Raw genomic sequence first — 20944 nt, forward strand, 5'->3', positions numbered from 1 at the left:
CTGTTTAGTGTAACAGCGCCGCCACCTGATCAGCAGGACGACGCCATTCTCTAAGCCGTTGACTCTACGCTGTTGGCTGTGCTCGGTTACGGAATTAGCCTTGCTCGCTTATCGAACCAGGGCGCGCAGGTTGAACTCGTAATAGCGCACCCGGATCTCTTGGTCCTTGCGGATCGTATCGCCTGGCGCCGGGTCCGTGACCGAAACCAAGCCTTGATCGGTCACCACTGCGGTATCAACCGGTTCCCCAGTGATCAGCTTCGATTCGCCGCCTTCCCAACCAGCATCACGCAGCGCAGATAGCGCTTGGCCATGGTTTTTATGTGTGATATCCGGCATGTGCATCAGCGCGCCATTGGAAACTTCTACCCGCACATCCGAACCTTCCGGACGCTTAGTTCCCGCACCATCCACGCTGAGTACGCGGTCGGCTGGTTCCAAAGAATCGACGAATTGCGGCTTCGGCACAAAGCCCAACGATTCCAGGGTTTCTCGTGCCTGATTCCAGTTCATACCGGTCAGGCTAGGCACGCGCACATCCACGATTTCTGGGCCCCGCGAGATCGTCACCCGCACCTTGGAACCCTTCGGCAAGCTTGCGCCAGCGGCTGGTTCGTGGCGGGTAATCCGGCCCTGCTCCACGGAATCTGAAAACTCCTCGTCAACATCCGGTTCCAGTTCCAACCCGGCGTCGGCAAGCGCAGCTGAGGCCTCTTGTGGGGTCATGTTCACCAATCGTGGAACCTGGGTATCTTCTTTACCTGTCGACACCGTCACGGTCACCGTGGTGTTGCGCTGCAACTGCGAACCCACACTCGGATTGGTGCGCACGACGTGGTGTTCTGGAATCTCTGGATCGGGCGCGTCGACGATTTCTGGACGCAGGCCAACCTCTTCCAGCTTGGCGATGGCCTCGTTGCGTTCCAGGCCAATGATATTCGGCAATGACACGGTCTCGGATTGCGCGACGTTATCTGACTGCCTGCGCGAGTCCCGGTCGTTGAGCACACTCCAGGCATAGCCAGCGCCAATCACCAGCAGCGCAATCACGATAAATGCGACTAACCAGCGAACATGGCTTGACGGTTTCGCCGTTGTCGCCGTTGGGGGTGCCGCGTGCGCGCCCGGGGCATTGGCCGGTACTGTTCCCGCTGCACCGGTCGCCATACCAGCTGTACTAGCTGGGCCTGCCGCACCGGCCATCGCGGTTTCTGGGTACGCCTGCTGCGGTTGTGCAGCACGAGTTTCTGGATAACCCACGGTTTGGGTAGGGAATTGCTCCTGCGACGGTGCCACATGCGCGCGGGCCGCCTGAGTCACGGAACCACGGGACAATAGCTCGAGATCCTGGCCCATCTCGGCAGCGGATTGGTAGCGATCCCCCGGGTGTTTCGCCATGGACGTCATGACCACGGCATCGACATTGAGCAATGAGGTCGGCGACAGATCCACATCTGCCATGCGTTCCGACGGCGGGGTGACGTCTTCTTGTACGTGCTGATACGCCACGGCAAACGGGGTTTCGCCCTGGAAAGGAGTATTGCCAGTAATGGTCTCGTAGAGGACACAACCCAGCGCATACACATCAGAACGTGCGTCCGCATTCTTGCCGCGGGCTTGCTCCGGCGACAGGTACTGCGCGGTACCAATCACGGCAGAAGTCTGCGTCATCGCCGAGGTGGAATCATCCAACGCGCGGGCGATGCCGAAGTCCATCACCTTCACCATTCCGGTGTTGGTGAGCATAATATTCGCCGGTTTGATATCGCGGTGGATGATCCCAGCATCGTGGCTGGCCTGCAGAGCAGAACACACAGGTTGCAGAATCTCGGCGGCTTCGTGCGGGCTCATCGGCCCGTCGTTACGCAACAAATCCCGCAGCGTAGAACCGTGAATACGCTCCATGACAATGTACGGAATGCCGATACCATCAATGGTTTCCTCGCCGGTGTCGTAGACCGCCACGATATTTGGGTGGTTCAACTTCGACGAGTTGCGGGCTTCGCGACGGAAGCGCTCACGGAAGTTCATATCCCGCGCCATTTCGGAACGCAGCATCTTCACCGCTACATCGCGGCCCAACAACGTATCTTGCGCCGCGTACACGTCGGACATGCCGCCGCTGCCGATGATCTCGCCTAATTCATAGCGCTGCGCCAAGCTGTAATTCATTATTATTCCGTCTCCTGCTCAGCCGCGCCCTGTGGGCGGGATCCACCAGATTGCTGGCCATTTCCGGCGTTACCCTGCCCAGTCTGACCGTATCCGGCGCCGTTGCCTGCACCCTGGTTTGCACCCTGGCTAGTGCCGCGGTTTGCACCCTGGTTTGCACCCTGGTTTGAACCGTGGCCGGATTGCCCGCCACGCTGGCCCACGCCCGAGGTGGCATCGGAGGTGTCTTGGCCGCCACCGGTGCCCGCATTACCACCGGATTCGTTACCGGCATTGCCGCCACCTTGGCCACCCTGGCCACCTTGACCACCGTAACCGCCCTGGCCGCCTTGCTGGCCCGGTTGTTGATTCGGTCCCTGCGGCGTGTTGCCGCCGCCGGTGCCTGCGCCACTACCAGTGCCATCACCAGCGCCGGTTCCGTTGCCACGGCCGTGGCCAGACCCGCCACCGGTACCTTGGCCACCGGATCCTTGGCCAGCACCCGAACCTTGCCCGGAGCCGCCCGAATTACCAGAACCGCCGGTACCACCCTGGTTGGCGGGTGGATCCACCCATTCGGTCACGATCACCGGATCAGTCTCGGTAGGTGGTGTCGACGATGCCGGTCGCGGGTCGCGATCCAAAATTCCATCCAGGGCATTGCTATAGGTTGCCATGAACCACAAGGCAATAGCGGCAATACCAGCGATAACGACGGCGACAAACATTCCGCAACCAAAACCAGCCCCGGCACCCGAGCTCTTCTTCTGGTGCACCGGCTGTACCGGAACCGCCTGCCCAGTACCCGTGTATGGCTGGCCGACGGCCGGTTGTTGCACCTGCGCAACGTGGGCGGCCGGAGCCGGAACCGGCTGCGGGGTACGCGGACGCGCAGTCGACGGGCTGGCAGTGCGCGCGTTTGTCACCTGGCTTAATTGTTGGGTCGACGCCGATGGTGCTGGTTCTTGTGCCACCGTCGCCAAGGCTGCCGATTTCGGTGCTGGTGGGCGCTGGCCCAATCGCACCTTGGAAGCGGCCACGGCAAATTCATTGCCATCGGCAAACCGCGTGTGCGCATCCTTGCGCAGCGCAATCCCAATCAATTCGCGCGCCGGGGCGCTGACCTGCGTCGACAAGGCCTCAGGTGCCTGGTTAATGTGCGCGAGCGCCACGGAGACCGAAGAATCACCGTGGAAGGGGCGTTTACCCGCCAGCATCTCGTAACCCACAACGCCCAGCGAATACACATCCGATGCCGGGGTCACCGAGTGGCCTTGTGCCTGTTCCGGCGAGACGTATTGCGCGGTACCGACCACCATGCCGGTGCGGGTCAGCGGGACGGCCTCGGCGGCTTTCGCGATACCGAAATCGGCGATTTTCACCTGCCCGTTTTGCGTGACCAGCAGGTTGCCCGGCTTGATATCGCGGTGCACCAAACCCATGCGGTGGATGATGGACAAACCATGTGCGGCCTGCTCCAGCACGTCGAGTGCGAGCGATTCATCCAAGTTGCCCTCGCGCTGCAGCAGATCCGCCAACGATTCACCGCGGACGTATTCCATGACGATGAAGCAGAACGTGTGGCCATTATCTTCTGTGACCTCACCGTAATCGTAGGTGGCGACCACATTGTCCGACTCGATGGAACGCGCGGCATCGGCCTCGTTGCGGAAGCGATCCAAAAACTCGTTGTTATCGGAAAACTCCGGCCGCAGAATCTTGATGGCTACTTCGCGGTCGTTGGCGTGATCGTCGGCAAGCCACACCGTGGACATGCCGCCGTGGCCAATCACCCATTGCAGCTCATACTCATCGCCGACCAGCGCCTGAATGCTTTCGCGGTTGTTCACATCAGCCATAAATTACTGCCCCCTACCAAAGTCGAGCAGAGCCCGGCCCAGTGGTGCGGCAACAGAGCCGCCGGTAGCACCTTCGCCTTGGCCGCCACCGTTCTTGACGACGACAGCAACCGCCAAGTCTGCATCCGGCAGGTATGCCACGTACCAGGTGTGCGGGGCGGAGCCTTCTGCGTGTTCTGCGGTACCCGTCTTGGACGCCACATCGGGAGCGGACGCACCGGCGGTGTGTTGTTCCGAGGCCCGCATCATTTCCTCGATGGTTGCTGCGGTTTCTTCCGGGATCGCGCGGTTGAGCGACTGCGGCTTGATGGTCTTGATATCGCGCAGGTTGGAACTGGTGATCTTGTCGACGACGTACGGTTTCATGCGTTCACCGTCGTTGGCGATGGTTGCTGCCATCACGGCTGCCTGCAGCGCGGACATGGTGACGTCGCGCTGTCCGATCGAGGACTGACCCAGGGCGGCTTCATCCGGCAGGTCGCCGAGTGCGCCTGGTGAGGTCGGAATGCCCAGGTCATAGGTTTCTCCGATGCCGAAGGCGTGCGCGGTATCGCGCAGCGCGTCGGTGCCGATATCGATGCCCATTTCGACGAAGGCAGTGTTGCACGAATACTGGAATGCAGTCAGCAAACTCACCGCATCTGAACCGGCGCACGCTTGACCGGCGTAGTTGGTCAACTCGGTGGTGGTATTCGGCAGCGTGATCGCCGGGGCACCGGTCAGGGTGGATTCCGGCCCATAGCCAGCCTCAATACCAGCGGCGGCGGTGATGATCTTGAAGATCGAACCCGGAGGCAGCGTTTCCTGGGTGGCGTGGTTTAGCAACGGGTTACCCTCGGTGCTGGTCAGCTCCGCCCAGGCTTCCTCTGCGCCTTCGCCCACCAGGGCGTTTTGGTCGAAGCTTGGGGTCGACGCCATGGATTTGATTGCGCCGGTCGACGGCTGGATGGCCACCGACGCTCCCTGGTAGCCCATCTCTGCCAGTTGCTGGTACGCGAACTGCTGCATATTCGGGTCGATGGTCAATTCCAGGTTGGCACCGTTGGGTTGCTTACCGGTGATCACATCGCGCCAATTGGTGCTTAACAGCGAAGGATCCGTGCCATTCAGGATGTCGTTGTGCGATTGCTCCAGATGGGAAGCGCCGAACAGGTCCGAGAGATAACCAACCGTGGTGCTAAAAGCCGGTGGGTTGGTGGGATAGTTGCGCGTATAGGTCTCGTCCGCGTTCGGCAGCGATTCCGCCAACACCTGGCCACCGGCAGAGATTTGTCCACGCGCGATGGTTTGTGAATCGTAGAAACCACGCTGGTTGGCGGGGTGGTTGGCGTATTTGTCTTCCTGGAATGCCTGCACGACGGTCAGATTGATCAGCAAAATGATGGTCAAAATGATCGCGAATACGGCGACTAGGCGAATAGATCGGTTCATCGTTTCGCCTCCTGCGAGTAGTGCGATGACTGTGCGGATTGCTGCATGTGGAAGACACCGGTGTGTTCCATTCCCGGTGCGTTGCCTGCGCCCGACTGTGCTGCGCCCGGCTGTGCTGCAGCAGGCCCACCAGCGTTGGCCGCATTTCCGGTGGCTTCATCCGCTGGACGACGCGCGGCATTCGAAATGCGCAGCAGAAGTGCCAGCAACACGTAGTTTGCCATCAGCGAGGAACCACCGGCGGACATAAACGGGGTGGTCAGACCGGTCATCGGCAGCAGGGCAGTGATGCCGCCGACGACGACGAAAATCTGGATGGCCATCGTCAGCGAAAGGCCGGCGGCTAGCAGCTTGCCGTAGGAATCGCGGACCTTCAGCGAGGTGTGGAAACCACGTGAGACCAGCAGCGCGAATAAGATCAACACGCCTGCCAGGCCAATCAAGCCGAGTTCTTCACCGATGGCGGCGAGGATGAAGTCCGTCCACACCACCGGGATGATATCGGGGTGCCCTTCGCCCAAACCGGTGCCGGTGACCCCGCCCCAGGACAAGCCGAATAGGGACTGGGACAGCTGAAAACCGGTGCCGTCGACGTCGTCAAGCGGATTCCGGAAAGCGGAAAAACGATCTTGGATTTTCGCCGACAGCGAGTACACAAAAGCGCCACCGACGGCGGTCAAGCCCAAGCCGATGATCAGCCAGGACCAGCGACCGGTGGCCATAAACAGCATGCCCAGCACGGTGCTAAACAGCAGCAGCACGGGGCCGAAGTCGTTGGATACCGCCATGATCAAAATCGCGATCGCCCAGACCAGCAAAATCGGGGCAAGGTCCCGCAGACGCGGGAAAGAAATACCGAAAACTCGGTAGCCCGCGACGGTAAACAGCGCACGTTTTTGCACCAGCAACTGGGCGAAAAACATCAACAACAGGATTTTAGAGAATTCACCCGGCTGCAGCGTGAAGCTACCAATCTGGATCCAGATGCGGGCATCAGCGTTGATGGACGTCGGCCACACCAGCGGCAGCGCCAACAACACCAACCCCAGTGCACCCAGCAGATAGGAATAACGGGTGAGCACCTTGTGATCCCGCACGATGATCAGCACCGTGATCAACAGTGCGACGCCAACCACCGACCACATGATTTGGCGGTTGGCCAGGCCCAAATCTTTTGCCGCGTCGATGCGGTACACCATGATCAAACCCAGCCCGTTGAGCAGGCTGACCACCGGCAACATGACCTGATCGGCGTACGGCGCCCAGATTGTCAGCGCGATATGCGCCACGGCAAACACGCCGATGAACCCGCCGACGTAATACAGAAACTGTACCGATAGCGTCGCGCCCTGAGACAACTCGAAGCTGGCCAAAGTGGCGGCAAACGCGATGGCTGCGACGATGAGCAAGCCTAGTTCTGTCGAGCGAATGAATACTCGGGACATTTAGGACACCTCCCTGCAGTTCACGCCGGGGGTGGAAAGCCCACCGTCGTCGGCAGAATCTGCGCCTGCGTGCTCGGCTTTGTCGGCGCGGTTCACGCACACCGGCAACGCCTTATCGGATAACCGCTGCAGCTGGTCTGTGACCTCGGAATAGGAGCCGGAATCCAGGTGATCGATCGAACCGCGCACGGAACCCGGCAGGTCTGTCAGCGAAAATGGATGGCAATCGCCGGCGGGTTTCTCGCCAAAATCGGTGGTACGTACTTCGTCTTTTTCGGTCAAGCACACGCGCTGGTAGGGCTCATGCAAGTCTTGCCCGAACAGGGAAAAATCTACGCCGCGTTCGATGATCAACTCATCAGAATCGGTGGTGGCGATGTAGTACTTGTTTTGCGATGACGAATATGCCCACCAACCGCCGCCGACTACGCCGGCGAGCAGGATTAACACCACGACGGCTAGCGCCCAATTACGCCCGCGTTTACTGGGATGATCGGCGGATTCGTCAGCACCAGAGCCGGTGGCTTCCGCGCTGCCTTTACCCGCGTCGTGGGCGTCGTTATTGCTCACGTCCTGCGCTTGTGGCTCAACCACCTGCGGGCGACGGCTCAATGCGGCCGCCCGGCCTGCGGCGGTATCTGGGTGGGCGCGTTCAGCCTCCGGCAACGCCAGCGCACCGGCGCTTACTGGGGCGTCCGGCAACGTGGCAGTATCGTCATCACCAGCGACAACATCAGCCACCACGACTGTGACGTTATCCGGGCCACCAGAACGCAGCGCCAGATCAATCAGACGCGTGGCGGCCTGTTCCGGGGTGCCTTCCTGCAACGTGGTTTCGATGGTGTCGGAGGTGACGGGATCAGACAATCCGTCCGAGCACAGCAATAAACGATCGCCAGGTTTGGCGTCGAGAATCCGCAACGTCGGATCCACCGGGCGACCGGTATAGGCCTTCAAGATCAATGATTTTTGCGGGTGCGTGGACACATCTTCCGGCTTCAAGCTGCCGGAATCCACCAAGGACTGCACATAAGTGTCGTCGATGGTGATTTGTTCCAGCTTGCCGTCGCGAAGGCGGTAGCCGCGCGAATCGCCCACATGGCACATGCCAAACGTGGTGCCGTTAAACATCAGCGCGGTACAGGTGGTACCCATGCCCTCGGTTTCGGGGCGTTGCCGCACGGTATCCGCGATGGCTGCGTTGGCATCATCGGCAGCTGTGCCCAATAGGGCAAGCATGTCATTGTCACCTGGGTCGCGGTCCAGGCGCTGCATGGTGGTGACCAGCAGCTGGGAGGCAACTTCTCCGGCGGCGTGGCCACCCATGCCGTCGGCAAGCACCAAAAGATTCCGGCCGGCGAAGGCGGAATCTTCGTTGTTAGTACGAACAAGACCGCGGTCCGAAGCCGCGGTGTAGTTCAGTTTCAGTGAATTTGTCGATGGAGACATCTATGGCACCAGCCTCAGTAGTGAACGCCCCAGTTTAATATCAGTTCCCACGGCGATGCGTTCTGGCTGGTCAATGCGGGCGCCAGAGACGAAGGTGCCGTTTCGGGAGTCCAAATCCTCGACGAACCATTCGCTGCCACGGCGGAACAGCCGGGCGTGGCGCGACGAGGCGTAATCATCACCGACGACGAAATCACAATCTGGTGCCCGGCCGACGGTGAACTCCTCTAGCGAACTAATTTGCATGTGCGAGCCACGCAAAGGCCCTTCAATCACCGTGATTTGGGCGGCTGGCTTGCGGGAACGCGGAGCCGGTGCCACAAAACCAGTGTTGCTTGCGGCTTTTGGTGCGGTGCCCGCCGCAGCGAACTTGGCGTCGCGGCGCATGGCATTAAGCGCCACCAGAATGAACAGCCACAACAGCACTAGTAGGCCGATGCGTAGCCCAAACACGAGGACTGAATCCATGGTGGCCTTCCTTCGCTAGGAGTCGGGATTAAGAATTAGGGTAAGTAATACGGACTTCAATATGAGAGTGTCCCACAGTAATGACGTCTCCGTCAGCTAGGAGCCAATTTTCGATTGGTGTGTCATTCACAGTTGTGCCGTTGGTCGACTGCAGGTCCACCAGGATGGCATCGCGGCCGTCCCAGGTGATCTCTGCGTGCTGCCGGGACACGCCGGTGTCTGGGATGCGCAGGTCAGCGTCGTTGCTGCGTCCGATGACGTTGGAGCCTTCTTCTACCAAGTAGCTGCGCGAAGAACCATCTTGCAGCATCAGGGAGACGCGGGTGGTTTCTTCTTCTGGCTGCCGATTCTGGCTTTCCCGGTTTTGCTTGTCGACGTCTTCGCTCCGGAACATCGTCGTCGTGGCGTCTTGTGCGGCCGGTTGGTTCGATCCGGCGGAATACGGGGAGCTAGTCATGGCAGGGGATTCCTCCTGTTGGCTGCTGGTGCGGTGACCAGTGCCATCGTTTTCGGGATTATCGTTATCGTCATGGGTGATGATGGCGTCGAAGCCGGAGTGGTCTACCGGCTGCGCATCAGCAAAAGATGAGACCCGTAGCTGACCGGTGCGCAGGCCGGATTCTTCGGCGATGCGCACGATCACGGGGCCAAAGGTTTCCATGCCCTCATTGCGTAAGAAACGCGCCAGCTGGTCCGCCAGGCTGATGGGCAGTTGCCTGTCTCGGGAAAGATTCTCCAGATCCTTCGAGGAAACTCCCACGGCGTACACATTGGGAACGTAGCCGCGGGCGGTTGCGGAAAGATTATCTTGGGCTTCTTGTTTGAGAAGCTCCTCAATTTCCGCTGGCACGACCTTGCCGCCGAAAATCAGGGCAATGCCGTTGTCGAGGCCGCGCTGCATGGCGCTGTCGAGCTTGGCAAACCGGGACATTAATGCCACTGCGCGAGCCCTCCTTTCTGGATCCGAATACTGGGTGTTTCTTTCAGTCAACCTTGCGGGTATCCGCGATTGATGGAAGCTGGCTGAAAACCAAGTGTGTCCCAGTATAAAGTGTCCTAGGTCAAAAAACGTAAGTCAGCCCGGTGTGGTCAGCGGGTTTTTGCAGGATTTTTCCGGAATTTCTTCCTGGAAAATACCGGGATTGAGCTGCTGATTTGCTAATTAGTGCGGGAATCGTGTTATCTTCATTAAGTCGCCAAGTCAGACACTGCGTGTTTGGCACTATTGACACCCAGCCCGGGTGGCGGAATTGGCAGACGCGCTGGCTTCAGGTGCCAGTGTCCTTATAGGACGTGCGGGTTCAAGTCCCGCCCCGGGCACAGTATTTTACCAGGTCACAGGGTTGCACTCGCAATCTGGTGGCCTCGTTTTTCTGTTGCCAGGCAAGTGGAGTAGGGGTTTAAGCCGTTGAACCCGGCCTAAACGACAAAATGTGTTGTTTTACGGCGTGTCGAGTTAAACGACAGATTGCGTTGGTGGAGTTGGGGTTTTAGCGTAGGTGGCCTTTGCGTATTCCGATAGAGTGGTTGTAGGCAGTGTCAATGGCGCTGTCGTAGGTTGCTGGTCGGCCGTCCTCATGGCCGCTGGTAGCTTGTGTTTCCTGGCTGGCTAAGGTTTGTGCTTTGGTGAGTGCGTTTTGGCCCCAGTTTTGCTGCCTGGCGATCTCTACAGGGTCGTCAGGCAGCTGCGTGTGTAGGTACAGCCACCAGTCGCAGGCGATGCGTTGGTGCTCGTCGCGCAGTCCGCGGTGGGCGTGCATTAATTGCTTGATCTGCGAGTTCACCCCGCCTTCCAGGCTGTTGGTTGTGCGTTCTAAACGTTGGCCTTCTTTAGCTTGGGTGAGGTAGGCAAAGAGGTGTCCTTGTTGGCTCATTTTCTTTAGTTGTAGGTAGATTCCGCGGTGAACATCGTGGGTGTACCACCATTTTTTGTTGCCGCGTTTGGATTTCGGAATCTGCTCGAAGGGCACGTCTTTGACGTAAGTCCTGGCTTTGAGCTGGGAGCTAAATACGGTGCCGAATTGGTGTAGCTTGACTGTCCATTTAGCTGCTTTATCCAGATTGTCAGCGGCGAGCAGTTCAAAGGAAAGCCGTTGTAGTGCTTTGCCCATCGGCGAGGTGGGGTGAAGGCCTGTGGCGCGTTGGATATTGCGTTTTACGTGGACAATGCAACGTTGCACCGGGGTATTAGGCCATAAGCGGTGTAGTGCTTTAAGCCCTCCGGAATCCCCATCACAGGTCACCAGTTGTGGTGGGGCTAGTTCGTCCAGCAGGCGCATGTAGGACCAGGAAGATTCCTTCGTGCACCAGAACCAATTGATGACATGGCTGGAGTCAGCAGCCACGACAAGGCACTTGGTGTTGAAATAGGTGCCGTCGATGAAGATTTGATCGTAGATTCGCTGCTTATCAACATTTCGGGGAGGTTGGATAAACCAGAACGTTTTAAAGCGGCGTTGCAGAGTTCGTGGTGAAACTCCACAACTTTTAGCTGTCTGTGCCAGGCTGCGGCCAGAGATAAGCCACAAGATGAAAAGGCGAAACCATTTAGCTTGTACTGCGTCGTCATTAGCGCGGGTGAAGGTGGCCTTGCAGGTGCGGCATCGCCATCGTTGGCGACCGGTACTCGTTGTTCCGTATTTGGTACACGCCCCGCTACAGACGGGACATCGAGGATGATTCTTACTCATCCTCCCATCGTGAATCTAGGCAACTAGCACACCAGCACGCCCCTGGCGGTATTTCCGGCCCGAGGCCGGTTTATCCCTCCAGATAAGTGAAATAATCCTAATAACAACCCGCCAGAGCGGTTAACCATACAACCTCACCAACACATCCTGTCGTTTAGGCCTTGAACCCTGGGTTTAGCCCTGGGCGACCTCTTTTTGCCGACTTTTTGGCGTTTAACCCGACTTTTTGGTGCCTTGCGTTGGCAGATGGTGCATTTTTGCAAATAGGGACTAAAAAAGGCGGGTTTAAGGCGCACTATTTGTAAAAATGCACCATCAACCAACTAGCGGTGGCTTACCCCGACCGATTCGCGGATTACTTGTAAACCAAACCCCGAATTGGGCTTCGAGGGGGGGGCTTTTGTTTGCTTGCCATCCCCTTGAGTTCAAGGAGGGCGTCACGGTAATCATACTTTCGGTCGAAATTTCCGATTTTGGTGTGGCAAGCCTTGTTTTACCCACGTCATTCCGGTTAGGCTAAGGCTAACTTAATAAGGTGAGACTCAGGCGTCGGCGCGCAGATCACAGTAGATCATGTTGACAACAGATCATGCTGATCGGCGTAGCCACGTAGCCACGTAGCCACGTAAGCCACGTAGCCAGAGTCTGACGACGAAGGGAAACACCAATGCCTACCGCGACTACCACGCTCTTTGAGCACACCACGCAGCAGCCACTCTCCAAGCAGCTGCGCGAACACACCCTTGCGGCCCACGAAGATGCAGAGACCTCGGATTTCATGCACCGGCTGCTGAAAGGCCAGCTCGGACGAGACGCCATCGCTGAATACCACGCGCAAATGTGGTTCATCTACGATGCTCTTGAGCACGCCGTGCGTACCGTGGCAGACAGCCCAATCGGTGCCAATTTTGCAGACCCGCGCCTGGAACGCCGCATGGCGCTGGATTCTGACCTGGTCAGCATGGCTGGGCGTAACTGGGGTGAACAGGTGCGCGTCATGCCAGCGACCGCAGCGTATGTCGAGCGCATCGAAAAGATGGACGTGCCCGGCAACGAAGTCCGCATCCTTGCACACCACTACGTGCGTTATCTTGGCGACGTGTCTGGTGGCCAGGTCATCGCGCGCATGTTGCAGCGCCACTACGGCATGGGTGAGCAGGAGCTCAGCTTCTACGACTTTTCCGCGCTCGGAAAACCCAAGCCGTACCGCGATTCCTATCGCTCGATGCTTGACTCCCTGGTGCTGACAGACTCCCAGCGCACAGAGCTTCTCGACGAGGCCGTCGCTGCTTTCCAGTGCAACTTTGACCTTTTTGCTGCCCTGTCGGCTCGGTTTCCCGGTGAGGCTCCGGTAGAAAGCTAGTATGGCCTGGATTAACTCCAAGATTAACCCCAATCACAGCTCCCAGAATTCAGCCCACAGCCGGCCGCAGAATATTCGCCGCCGCTGGCTTCACGCCCCCGCCTTCGTTGCCGCCTGTGCGGTAGCCGGGTTGGGGGTTTCGGCATGCGCGTCGTGGGATGAGCCTTCGGCGCACCAGAATCTCACAAAAGACGTCGTCGACAATGGCAGTGCGGCCGACCCGCGCAGTTTTCAGGGCGGCACTATCGTCTCGGACCTCGATGAAGTAGTCCCGGTGACTAATTCTCCGGCACCACAGCTTCCGGTGTCGGTCACCGACGCTGATGGTTATGACGTCGTCGTCGAGGATGTTTCCCGCATTTTGGCGATTGATTTTTATGGCACGTTTACCAAAACTGTTCGCGGGCTGGGCTTGGCGGATAACCTCGTCGGGCGCACCGTTGCGTCGCAGGAAAAGTCTCTGGCTGACCTGCCGGTGGTCACCCATGGTGCGCACGCGTTGAATGCGGAGGCGATCCTAGAGTTGAACCCGAGCGTGCTGGTGATTAACCACTCGATCGGCCCGAGCGAGGTCATTGACCAGGTGCGCGCGGCCGGAGTGACCACCGTTGTGCTGGAGGAAGATCGCAGCCTGGAAACCATGGGCGCGCAGATCCGCCGGATGGGTGAGGTTTTGGGTGTTGCCGACGAAGGCGAGGCGCTCGCCCAGCGCAGTGAGGAAGAACTGGACGACGCCAAGGCCGCGATCGCGCAGATCGCTCCGAAGGATCCGTTGCGCATGGCGTTTTTGTATGCCCGCGGGGAAAGCGGCGTGTTTTATATCTTGGGTCGCGATTCCGGCACTGATGATCTGATTGAAGGTATCGGCGGTATTGATGCGGCCACGGCGAATGGTATTGGTTCGCAGTCTCCGGCCAGCCCGGAAGCCCTCGCGGAGTTAAACCCGGAGGTCTACATCATGATGTCTGGCAGTTTGCGTTCCATCGGCGATATTGAGGGCTTGCTGGATCGCCCGGGCGTGGCACACACCATCGCGGGGCAAAAACAGCGAGTGATTGTGCTTCCCGACGGGCAGGCGTTGGCTTTTGGTCCACAATCAGGGCAGTTACTGTTGGCAACGGCAAAGGCGATCTATCATGACGAATAGTGATGGATAGTCAGCACGCGCACCAAGTTTTGCGCACCCGGCACCGTAACCGGGTGCTGTTGTTTGTCGTGCTCGCGGTTGCCCTCGTCGGCAGCATGCTGGCCTCGTTGGTGATAGGCCAATACCGGGTGCCGCTTGCTGAACTGCCGCGCATTCTGTCGGTGGGCCCGTTGGGTGTGCAGGCGATGGATGAATCCGTGATCTGGCAGATCCGCCTGCCGCGCTTGTTGCTGGGTGTGCTGGTGGGTGCCGCCCTGGGGGTGGGTGGCGCGCTGATGCAGGCCGTGTTCGCGAACCCGCTGGCGGAACCGTCCGTGATTGGTGTGACCGCAGGTGCCGGCGTGGGTGCTTCCGTGGCGATCGTGCTGGGCATTACGTGGTTTGGTGCGACGACGGTTCCGGCGTTCGCGTTTGTGACCGGGTTGCTGACCACCTGGTTGGTGTACCAGCTAGCCCGAATGGGCGGACGCATACGGGTGGTGAACCTCGTGCTGGTGGGCATCGCGGTCAACGCGGTGGCCGGGGCGCTGATCTCGTTTTTTATTTTTATCGCGCCGACGAGTTCGCGTGAGCAGGTGGTCTTTTGGCAGATGGGTTCGTTGTCCGGGGCCAAGTGGGCGCATCTCTCCGTCGTCGCGGTGCTGACCGCCGCGGGTATTGCCTTGGCGTTGGTGCTCGTCGGCAAGCTTGATGTGCTCGCGTTGGGGGATCGCGCGGCTGGGCACATCGGAATTGATGTCACCCGGTTGCGGTTTTGTGCGCTGGTGCTGGCGACGCTGCTGACAGCTGGTGCGGTTGCCTATGCTGGGCTGATTGGGTTTGTTGGGCTGGTGGTGCCGCACATCATTCGCACGGTGGCTGGTCCATCGAATCGGATTGTGCTTCCGGCTTCGGCACTCGGTGGTGCGGTGTTGATCGTGTTGGCCGATACCGCTGCGCGCAGCATCATTGCTTTCGCGGACCTGCCGATCGGTATTTTCACCGCGTTGGTGGGCGGGCCGACGTTTTTCATTTTGCTGCGCGCGATGATGCGGAGGGGGCTCGCGTAATGTTTGGTGGCCAGCATGGCAATGTCGCGGCCGAAGGCTTAAGCAGCAGAACCAATAAACTTCGTCACCAGCGACCAGTACGCGCGCACCGTCAGGTCCAGGTCCTCGACTGCCAAGCATTCGTCGTGCGAGTGCAGCTGCCGGTTCGCCTCGAACAGGGTGCGCTCGCGCCCGTGCAGCGCAAAGCCGTAACCCACCCCGCCCAACCGGCGGGCAAAGCGCAGGTCGGAACCGCCGGTGGCCAACACCGGGATCACCGGAACGTCCGGGAAAAACTCGCCGATGGTCTCCACGATGGCCTCCCACAGCGGGCCCTCGGCGGGCGATTCTGAGGCCGGTTCGACGATCAGGTGTTCGATCTCGACGTCGTCGGCAAGATCACCCAAACCTTCCCGCAGCAGCTCGTCGATATCTTCTTGGGTTTGCCCAGGTAGCGGGCGGATATCCATTTCCAGGTAGGCATCGGATGGCAAAACGTTGATGGCACCACCGGCGCGCAGCACGGTCTGTGATATGGTGGTGTGCGAAAACGCGTGCGCATAACCGGCGAGCTCACCGAATGCTTCGTATGCTTCCTCGGAAGCGCCTGCAAGCAGCGCTTTTTCTGTGTCCGGATCAAAGCGGAACGCACGCACAAAACCCTGCCAGGTCTCGCTATCGAGCATCGGCGGGGTAATGGCGGCGATGCGGCGAGCAACCTCGGCGATCTTGACGACGGCGAAGTCCTTGCCATACGGCGTGGAACCGTGACCGGCATCGCCACTGATGCGCACGCGACGCTGGCCGGCGCCCTTCTCGCCGACGTTGATGACAATGGCATCTGAGCCATCACGCACTGGCAGGTGCGAACCGCCGGTTTCCGACAAGCAGTTTTTCCAGGAAAAAGCCTCCGGCTGGTGTTCGGAAATCCACTTGGCGCCCAAACCGCCGCGGGCTTCCTCGTCGGCAAGCGCCACAAACGTCAGGGTGCCGGTGGGTTGACCGCGCCGGGCGATCTCGCGGGTAACTGCCGCCATGGTGGCAGTGATAAACAGCATGTCCATCGCGCCGCGGCCGTAGATAAAACCGTCGATGACCTCTGCACCGAACGGGTTGGTGGTCCATTTCGGCTCGTCGACGGGCACGACATCGATGTGGCCGAGCAGGGTGAGCGGCTCGGCAGCGGGATCGGAACCTTCCACCGTCACCGCCAGGGACGTCCGGTGCGGGTGTGGTTCGAATTTCTCGGTGGAAATGCCGGGGGTGTCGGCGAAGAACTTCTCCAGGGTGGCGACGTTGCGTTCCTCGGTGCCGGAATCGGCGGTGAGATCATTGACGCAGCCGTTGCGGATCAGTTCTTGCAGCAGGGTGAAAGTGTCGTCGTACAGGCTCATAAGGGCCAGGGTAGTGGGTGCGGGCTAATCCAGGTATTTGTTTGGTACGCCGAATTTCTGCAGCTGCTCAGCGGTCCACCCGGCCTCGGCTTTCGCCTTGGCGCAGACGTGGGTGAGCTGTTCTTCCTGGCTGGGCATCCGGCGCATGCGGCTCAGTAGCGTCGTCAAGGTTTCTGGCGTGTCGTGGAAGGCGGCCCAGGCGATGGCGGTGGCCATGTGCTCCAGGATGTAGCCGCGTGGGGTTTCGGCGTGTTGCGGCCGGGCTGCGCGCTTGCCGCCACCTTTCGGGCGCACGTGTAGTTCTTGGTGGCTAATGGCGGCGATCTCACCGTCGGGGTTTTGCAGCATGCAGCTAAATGGCAGGTTGCAGTAGCCGTCTTGCTCGATGGTTTCGGAAACCCAGTCGACTAATTCTTGGGGGAATTCGACGTCGATGCGCACGCCGTTGCGCCCCGGCTTGAGGTATTGGAAGGATGCGGAGCGAGTCCAGACCTCGAAGCCGTTGCCGATGCGACGTTGCAGCAGGGTTCCGACCATCACGTCGGCCATGGAAAAGAGGGTGCCGCCGAAGGCAACGCCGTGCATGTTGACGTTTTTCCAGGTGCGGTTCCAGACGATCTTGGCGTAGGAGGCATCGGCGGTGATTTCTTCGATGCGGATTCCGGAGGCGCGGAGGGGTGGCCAGAGGTTGAGAATGCGACGCAGGCTGTCGGGGCTGGACATCATGCGCTTGACCAATCGTTTTTGTAACGAAAGTGGTTTTGTGGTGCGGTTTTCGGGGCTGATGACGTTCTTTAATTTCATGAGTATTTAGCTTACGTAAGATGTGCCGGAGTTGTCCTAGGACACAATTGGGGGTGCTTTACGACGGCTAGTGGGCGTGTTAATTGAACGGTGTTTAAGGGATGTGATTAGGATAACGGCATGAGCATTGTTGATATCGCCCGGGAGAAAGCACTGGAGCAAGGCGTCGGCCTGAGCCAAGACGAGCTACTGCAGGTTCTGCAGGTTGATGATGAGACTCTGAAGGAAATCGCCGACATCGCCCACCAAACCCGCCTGAAATGGTGCGGCCCCGACGTCGAAGTCGAAGGTATTATCTCGCTGAAAACCGGCGGCTGCCCAGAAGATTGCCACTTCTGTTCGCAGTCTGGCCTGTTTGAATCGCCCGTGCGTGCGGTGCTGCTGAATATTAATGAGCTCATTGAAGCCGCCAAGCGCAACCAAAAGGTGGGCGCCACGGAATTCTGCATCGTCGCCGCCGTGAAAGGCCCGGATGAGAACCTGGTGCGCCAGGTGGAACGCGCCATCCCACGCATTAAAGAAGAAGTCGATATCGAAATCTCTTGTTCGCTGGGCACCGTCACCCGTGAGCAGGTGGAACGCTTCAAAGCCGCGGGTGCGACCCGGTATAACCACAACCTGGAAACCGCGCGTTCGCACTTCCCGAATGTCGTGACCACCCACACCTGGGAGGAGCGCCGCGAGACTCTGCAAAACGTGCGCGATGCTGGCCTGGAGGTCTGTTCCGGCGGCATCATCGGCATGGGCGAAAGCCTGGAACAGCGCGCCGAGTTCGCTGCTCAACTAGCTGAAATCGAACCACGCGAAGTTCCCATGAACTTCCTGGACCCACGCCCAGGCACTCCGTTTGCTGATTACCCACTGGTTCCACTCGGCGAAGCCCTGCGCGCCGTCGCCATGTTCCGTCTGGCCATGCCACGCACCGTCATCCGTTTCGCCGGTGGCCGTGAGCTTTCGCTGGGCACCGAGGGTTTCGAGAAGGGTCTGCTTGGCGGCATCAACGCGATCATCGCCGGTAACTACTTGACGACGCTTGGTGAGCGCATCGAAACCGACCTGGAAACCTTGAACCGCATCGACCTGCCGATCAAGGCCCTGTAGTACAGCAATGGCACGAGCAAAAGATCCCGCGCTGCACACGAAAAACTCGCCGCTCGCGGTGGCGATGTGCGGCGAGGATGAGCCGATCTTCCACCCGAATACCGGCACGGAGATCGCCAGCGGCGAAGAAATCCGGCTGAGCCCCTCACAGCAAGCCGGCTACGATGCTCCCCGTTTTTGCCAGCTGTGCGGGCGGCGGATGAAAGTCCAGATTCGTCCCGACGGTTGGCACGCCGAATGCTCCCGGCACGGGCTGGTCGATTCCGAGTGGATCTTCGAAGCCCAACTGCGCCGCAAACTAGGTGCAGGCTAGCGGCTTGGGTGCACGCTAGCGGCAGCTGATCTTAGCCGTAGATAAATTAGTCGCTAATTATGTGCGCGCGCTACAGCCTTTAGACTGGCGGGCGTGAGTTCACTACCGCACGATTTCCGCCCGCAACCAGCCTTCGTTTCCGAAGCCATCAACCGCGCCCACCGTGGCGCGGTTCGCTCGATGGAGCGGGTGGTGGAAGAAACCGGCACCCCACACCCCTACCCGGACGTCGTCGACAAGATCGTCGACCAACTACACCTTGGCCCAGCCATGGTGTTGACCGGGGCAGGGGTGTCTACTGATTCTGGGATCCCGGATTATCGCGGGCCCAAGGGCAAGATGAACACACACCGGCCGATGACGTACCAGGAGTTTTGCCACGATCCGGCGGCCTCGCACAGGTATTGGGCGCGCAGCTTCATTGGTTGGCGGCAGCTGGACCGGGCCGTACCCAACCGCACGCATTACGCGCTGGTGGAATTGGAACGCGCCGGGTTTGTCCGTGGCGTGCTGACGCAAAACGTCGACGGGCTGCACGCGGAAGCAGGCCAAAGCAATGTGGTGGCGTTGCACGGGAATTTGGATACGGTGTCGTGTTTGGATTGCGGTTATAGCGAGCACCGTGACGGGTTGGATGCGCGCTTGGAAGCGGCAAATCCCGGGTATTTGGAGGCGTTGTTATCGCAGGTTAAGCAGGTAAACCCCGATGGTGACGTTGATCTGCCGCAGTCTGCGGTGCAGCAGTTTCAGATGGTGGGTTGCCTGCGTTGTGGTTCGGTGCGTCTGAAACCGGATGTGGTGTATTTCGGTGAGGCCGTTCCGGAGGCGCGCAAGCAGCAGGCGCGGGCGATGGCGGCGGAAGCGGCGTCGTTGCTGGTGGTGGGCTCGTCGTTGGCGGTGATGAGCGGTTACCGGTTTGTGTTGGACATGCTGGCATCGGGGCGGCCGGTGGCGGTGATCAACGGTGGGCCGGGCCGGGCTGATGCGCGCGTGAATGTTTTGTGGCGCACGCAGGTGGGCCCGGCGTTTGATGATTTATTGGATGCTCTTGCGCTTTAGGTTCTGCGCTTTCGGGTTGCCTCGCTGGCGCCCTTTTTCAGCCCGGTGCGGATGATTGCCCGCACGTGTTTGTTCGTGGGCAGGTCCTGGTGCTGCACATTCGCGCGCGGGATGATGTCTTGCACCCACACGTTGCGAACTTGGTGTGCCGGACCGTTGAGAAAGCAGGTTTCAGGTGGCTGGACGACGGTGTCTTGCCGGCTGGCGATGCAGGTGTAGTCGACGCCGTCTTCGAGCTCGCCGCCGCTGTCGTTGAAGACCGCAAAGATTTCCGATCCGGTGATCTGCTGAAACCCAACTGGCCCGAACCAGTGCTGAATCAGTGAGCGCATGATGTTTTCTGTCAGATTGTTGGACACCAGCGGGCTCAAGATTCCGCCCATGGTGGTGCCGTGGTTTGGTGCGCCGAGACTCACGAGATGTTTGACGTAGTGCGCGTGGCCGCTGGTGCGCATCCAGTAGCGGGCGAGCAGGCCGCCTTGGGAGTGTCCGATGAGGATGACTTGTTCCGCGCCGGTGATTGTGCGTACGGCTTCGATATAGGCCCCGAGCTGCACCGCGGATTCTTCCATGGCGGCGGTGCCGCGCTTTCCGTAGTCCGGGGCGAACACACACCAGCCGTCGGCACGCAGTTCGGTGCCGAGTTCTTGCCACACGCCTTTCGTGTCGACGGTGCCGTGGATCAGGATCACCGGCCAGGGTTTGTTTGTGGTGGGGCGGTCGGACCAATCGTCTTCGAAAACGCCGCGTGGTTTGAAGCGCGCACCCAGTGGCAGGTGGCGGGAGGCATCGAAGTTGTAATCGGATTCTTCTGCATGCTGTGCGGCGTCATCCGATTTGTGGTCGGTGGCATCGTGGTCGGCGTGTTTACCGCGCAGGTTGAGTGATTCCGCGATCTCCGTGACGACGCTTTCCGGGATCTTGCTGGCGCTGACTTCCGTGGCGTGATGCGCTAGTGGTTCGGGCAGTTTCGAGGTGGGCACGCTGAACGACGGGGAGGTCAGTTCCGTCCACTGTTGGCTAAGGTGCCTGCGCAGCGAGTTTTTCAGGCGGGTGAGTGAGTTGCTGACGGATTCGGTGAAGGATTCCGTGTTGCGTTCCGCGTGTGCCATATCGAATATCCATCTTCCGGGGATTGCAGATGGCTCCATTGTAGATTCAGACGCGGTGAGGCTTGGGGGGCTGAGGTGCCGGGCGCAGTGCGGAGTGCGGGAAAATAGGCAGCTGTTATTTGTCATGGCT

Annotated in this window: 17 protein-coding genes and 1 tRNA gene; 7 read left to right on the forward strand and 11 right to left on the reverse strand. The window is 59.6% G+C overall.

Annotation, left to right across the window (positions count from 1 at the left end):
- Positions 1 to 108: 108 nt before the first annotated feature.
- From pknB to ACP8MI_RS00235, 7 genes are read right to left on the reverse strand one after another with little or no spacing between them, the layout of a single operon-like run.
- Positions 109 to 2172 carry a Stk1 family PASTA domain-containing Ser/Thr kinase gene (pknB, locus tag ACP8MI_RS00205; RefSeq protein WP_126844259.1) on the reverse strand — a complete coding sequence of 688 codons (2064 nt, stop codon included), beginning with the start codon at positions 2170 to 2172 and terminating at the stop codon, positions 109 to 111.
- 2 nt (positions 2173 to 2174) lie between these two features.
- Positions 2175 to 4010: a serine/threonine-protein kinase gene (locus ACP8MI_RS00210; protein WP_337891835.1), complete on the reverse strand. Its 1836-nt coding sequence runs from the start codon at positions 4008 to 4010 to the stop codon at positions 2175 to 2177.
- A gap of 3 nt (positions 4011 to 4013) precedes the next feature.
- Positions 4014 to 5441, reverse strand: coding sequence for a penicillin-binding transpeptidase domain-containing protein (locus ACP8MI_RS00215; protein WP_126844261.1), 1428 nt, complete (start codon positions 5439 to 5441; stop codon positions 4014 to 4016).
- On the reverse strand, positions 5438 to 6886 hold the full coding sequence (locus ACP8MI_RS00220; protein WP_284589729.1) for an FtsW/RodA/SpoVE family cell cycle protein: 1449 nt from the start codon (positions 6884 to 6886) through the stop codon (positions 5438 to 5440). The genes ACP8MI_RS00215 and ACP8MI_RS00220 overlap by 4 nt, the downstream gene beginning before the upstream one ends.
- Positions 6887 to 8335 carry a PP2C family protein-serine/threonine phosphatase gene (locus tag ACP8MI_RS00225; RefSeq protein ID WP_126844265.1) on the reverse strand — a complete coding sequence of 483 codons (1449 nt, stop codon included), beginning with the start codon at positions 8333 to 8335 and terminating at the stop codon, positions 6887 to 6889.
- Positions 8336 to 8803, reverse strand: a complete 468-nt coding sequence (locus ACP8MI_RS00230) for an FHA domain-containing protein FhaB/FipA (RefSeq protein WP_018120320.1) — start codon at positions 8801 to 8803, stop codon at positions 8336 to 8338.
- Positions 8804 to 8831: 28 nt separating this feature from the next.
- The gene (locus ACP8MI_RS00235) at positions 8832 to 9743 is read right to left on the reverse strand and encodes an FHA domain-containing protein (protein WP_018120319.1); all 912 of its coding nucleotides are present in this window, start codon (positions 9741 to 9743) and stop codon (positions 8832 to 8834) included.
- Positions 9744 to 10038: 295 nt separating this feature from the next.
- On the opposite strand from ACP8MI_RS00235, the gene ACP8MI_RS00240 reads away from it, so the two are divergent.
- A tRNA-Leu gene (locus ACP8MI_RS00240) sits at positions 10039 to 10123 on the forward strand.
- Between the two features lie 170 nt (positions 10124 to 10293).
- Here ACP8MI_RS00240 and ACP8MI_RS00245 read toward each other — a convergent pair.
- Entirely contained in the window at positions 10294 to 11493 is a 1200-nt protein-coding gene (locus ACP8MI_RS00245; RefSeq protein WP_284573195.1) for an IS1249 family transposase, read from the reverse strand.
- 667 nt (positions 11494 to 12160) lie between these two features.
- Here ACP8MI_RS00245 and ACP8MI_RS00250 point away from each other — a divergent pair.
- The 3 genes from ACP8MI_RS00250 to ACP8MI_RS00260 are packed head-to-tail and all read left to right on the forward strand — an operon-like array spanning position 12161 to position 15052.
- Positions 12161 to 12856, forward strand: a complete 696-nt coding sequence (locus ACP8MI_RS00250; protein WP_018120318.1) for a biliverdin-producing heme oxygenase — start codon at positions 12161 to 12163, stop codon at positions 12854 to 12856.
- 1 nt (position 12857) lies between these two features.
- Positions 12858 to 14003: a heme/hemin ABC transporter substrate-binding protein gene (locus tag ACP8MI_RS00255; protein WP_337891839.1), complete on the forward strand. Its 1146-nt coding sequence runs from the start codon at positions 12858 to 12860 to the stop codon at positions 14001 to 14003.
- Positions 14004 to 14005: 2 nt separating this feature from the next.
- On the forward strand, positions 14006 to 15052 hold the full coding sequence (locus tag ACP8MI_RS00260) for a FecCD family ABC transporter permease (protein ID WP_284590052.1): 1047 nt from the start codon (positions 14006 to 14008) through the stop codon (positions 15050 to 15052).
- 38 nt (positions 15053 to 15090) lie between these two features.
- Here ACP8MI_RS00260 and ACP8MI_RS00265 read toward each other — a convergent pair whose 3' ends face one another.
- Positions 15091 to 16425 (reverse strand): M20/M25/M40 family metallo-hydrolase, encoded by a 1335-nt coding sequence (locus ACP8MI_RS00265; protein ID WP_284572534.1) that lies wholly within the window; start codon positions 16423 to 16425, stop codon positions 15091 to 15093.
- Positions 16426 to 16449: 24 nt separating this feature from the next.
- Complete coding sequence (locus ACP8MI_RS00270; RefSeq protein WP_049168088.1) at positions 16450 to 17229, reverse strand: PaaI family thioesterase; 780 nt, start codon at positions 17227 to 17229, stop codon at positions 16450 to 16452.
- A gap of 120 nt (positions 17230 to 17349) precedes the next feature.
- Between ACP8MI_RS00270 and bioB the strand changes: the two genes are divergently transcribed.
- From bioB to ACP8MI_RS00285, 3 genes are all read left to right on the forward strand, one after another.
- Positions 17350 to 18330, forward strand: a complete 981-nt coding sequence (gene bioB / locus ACP8MI_RS00275; protein ID WP_018120313.1) for a biotin synthase BioB — start codon at positions 17350 to 17352, stop codon at positions 18328 to 18330.
- A gap of 64 nt (positions 18331 to 18394) precedes the next feature.
- Positions 18395 to 18643, forward strand: a complete 249-nt coding sequence (gene bsaP, locus ACP8MI_RS00280) for a biotin synthase auxiliary protein BsaP (RefSeq protein WP_126844033.1) — start codon at positions 18395 to 18397, stop codon at positions 18641 to 18643.
- A 93-nt stretch (positions 18644 to 18736) separates the two neighbouring features.
- The gene (locus ACP8MI_RS00285; protein WP_284572532.1) at positions 18737 to 19702 is read left to right on the forward strand and encodes a Sir2 family NAD-dependent protein deacetylase; all 966 of its coding nucleotides are present in this window, start codon (positions 18737 to 18739) and stop codon (positions 19700 to 19702) included.
- Here the strand turns inward: ACP8MI_RS00285 and ACP8MI_RS00290 are convergent.
- Positions 19699 to 20814, reverse strand: a complete 1116-nt coding sequence (locus ACP8MI_RS00290) for an esterase/lipase family protein (RefSeq protein ID WP_284590051.1) — start codon at positions 20812 to 20814, stop codon at positions 19699 to 19701. The two genes, ACP8MI_RS00285 and ACP8MI_RS00290, sit on opposite strands and share 4 nt — an antisense overlap.
- Between the last annotated feature and the right edge of the window lie 130 nt (positions 20815 to 20944).

It is taken from the genome of Corynebacterium sp. LaCa_70, assembly GCF_058182015.1.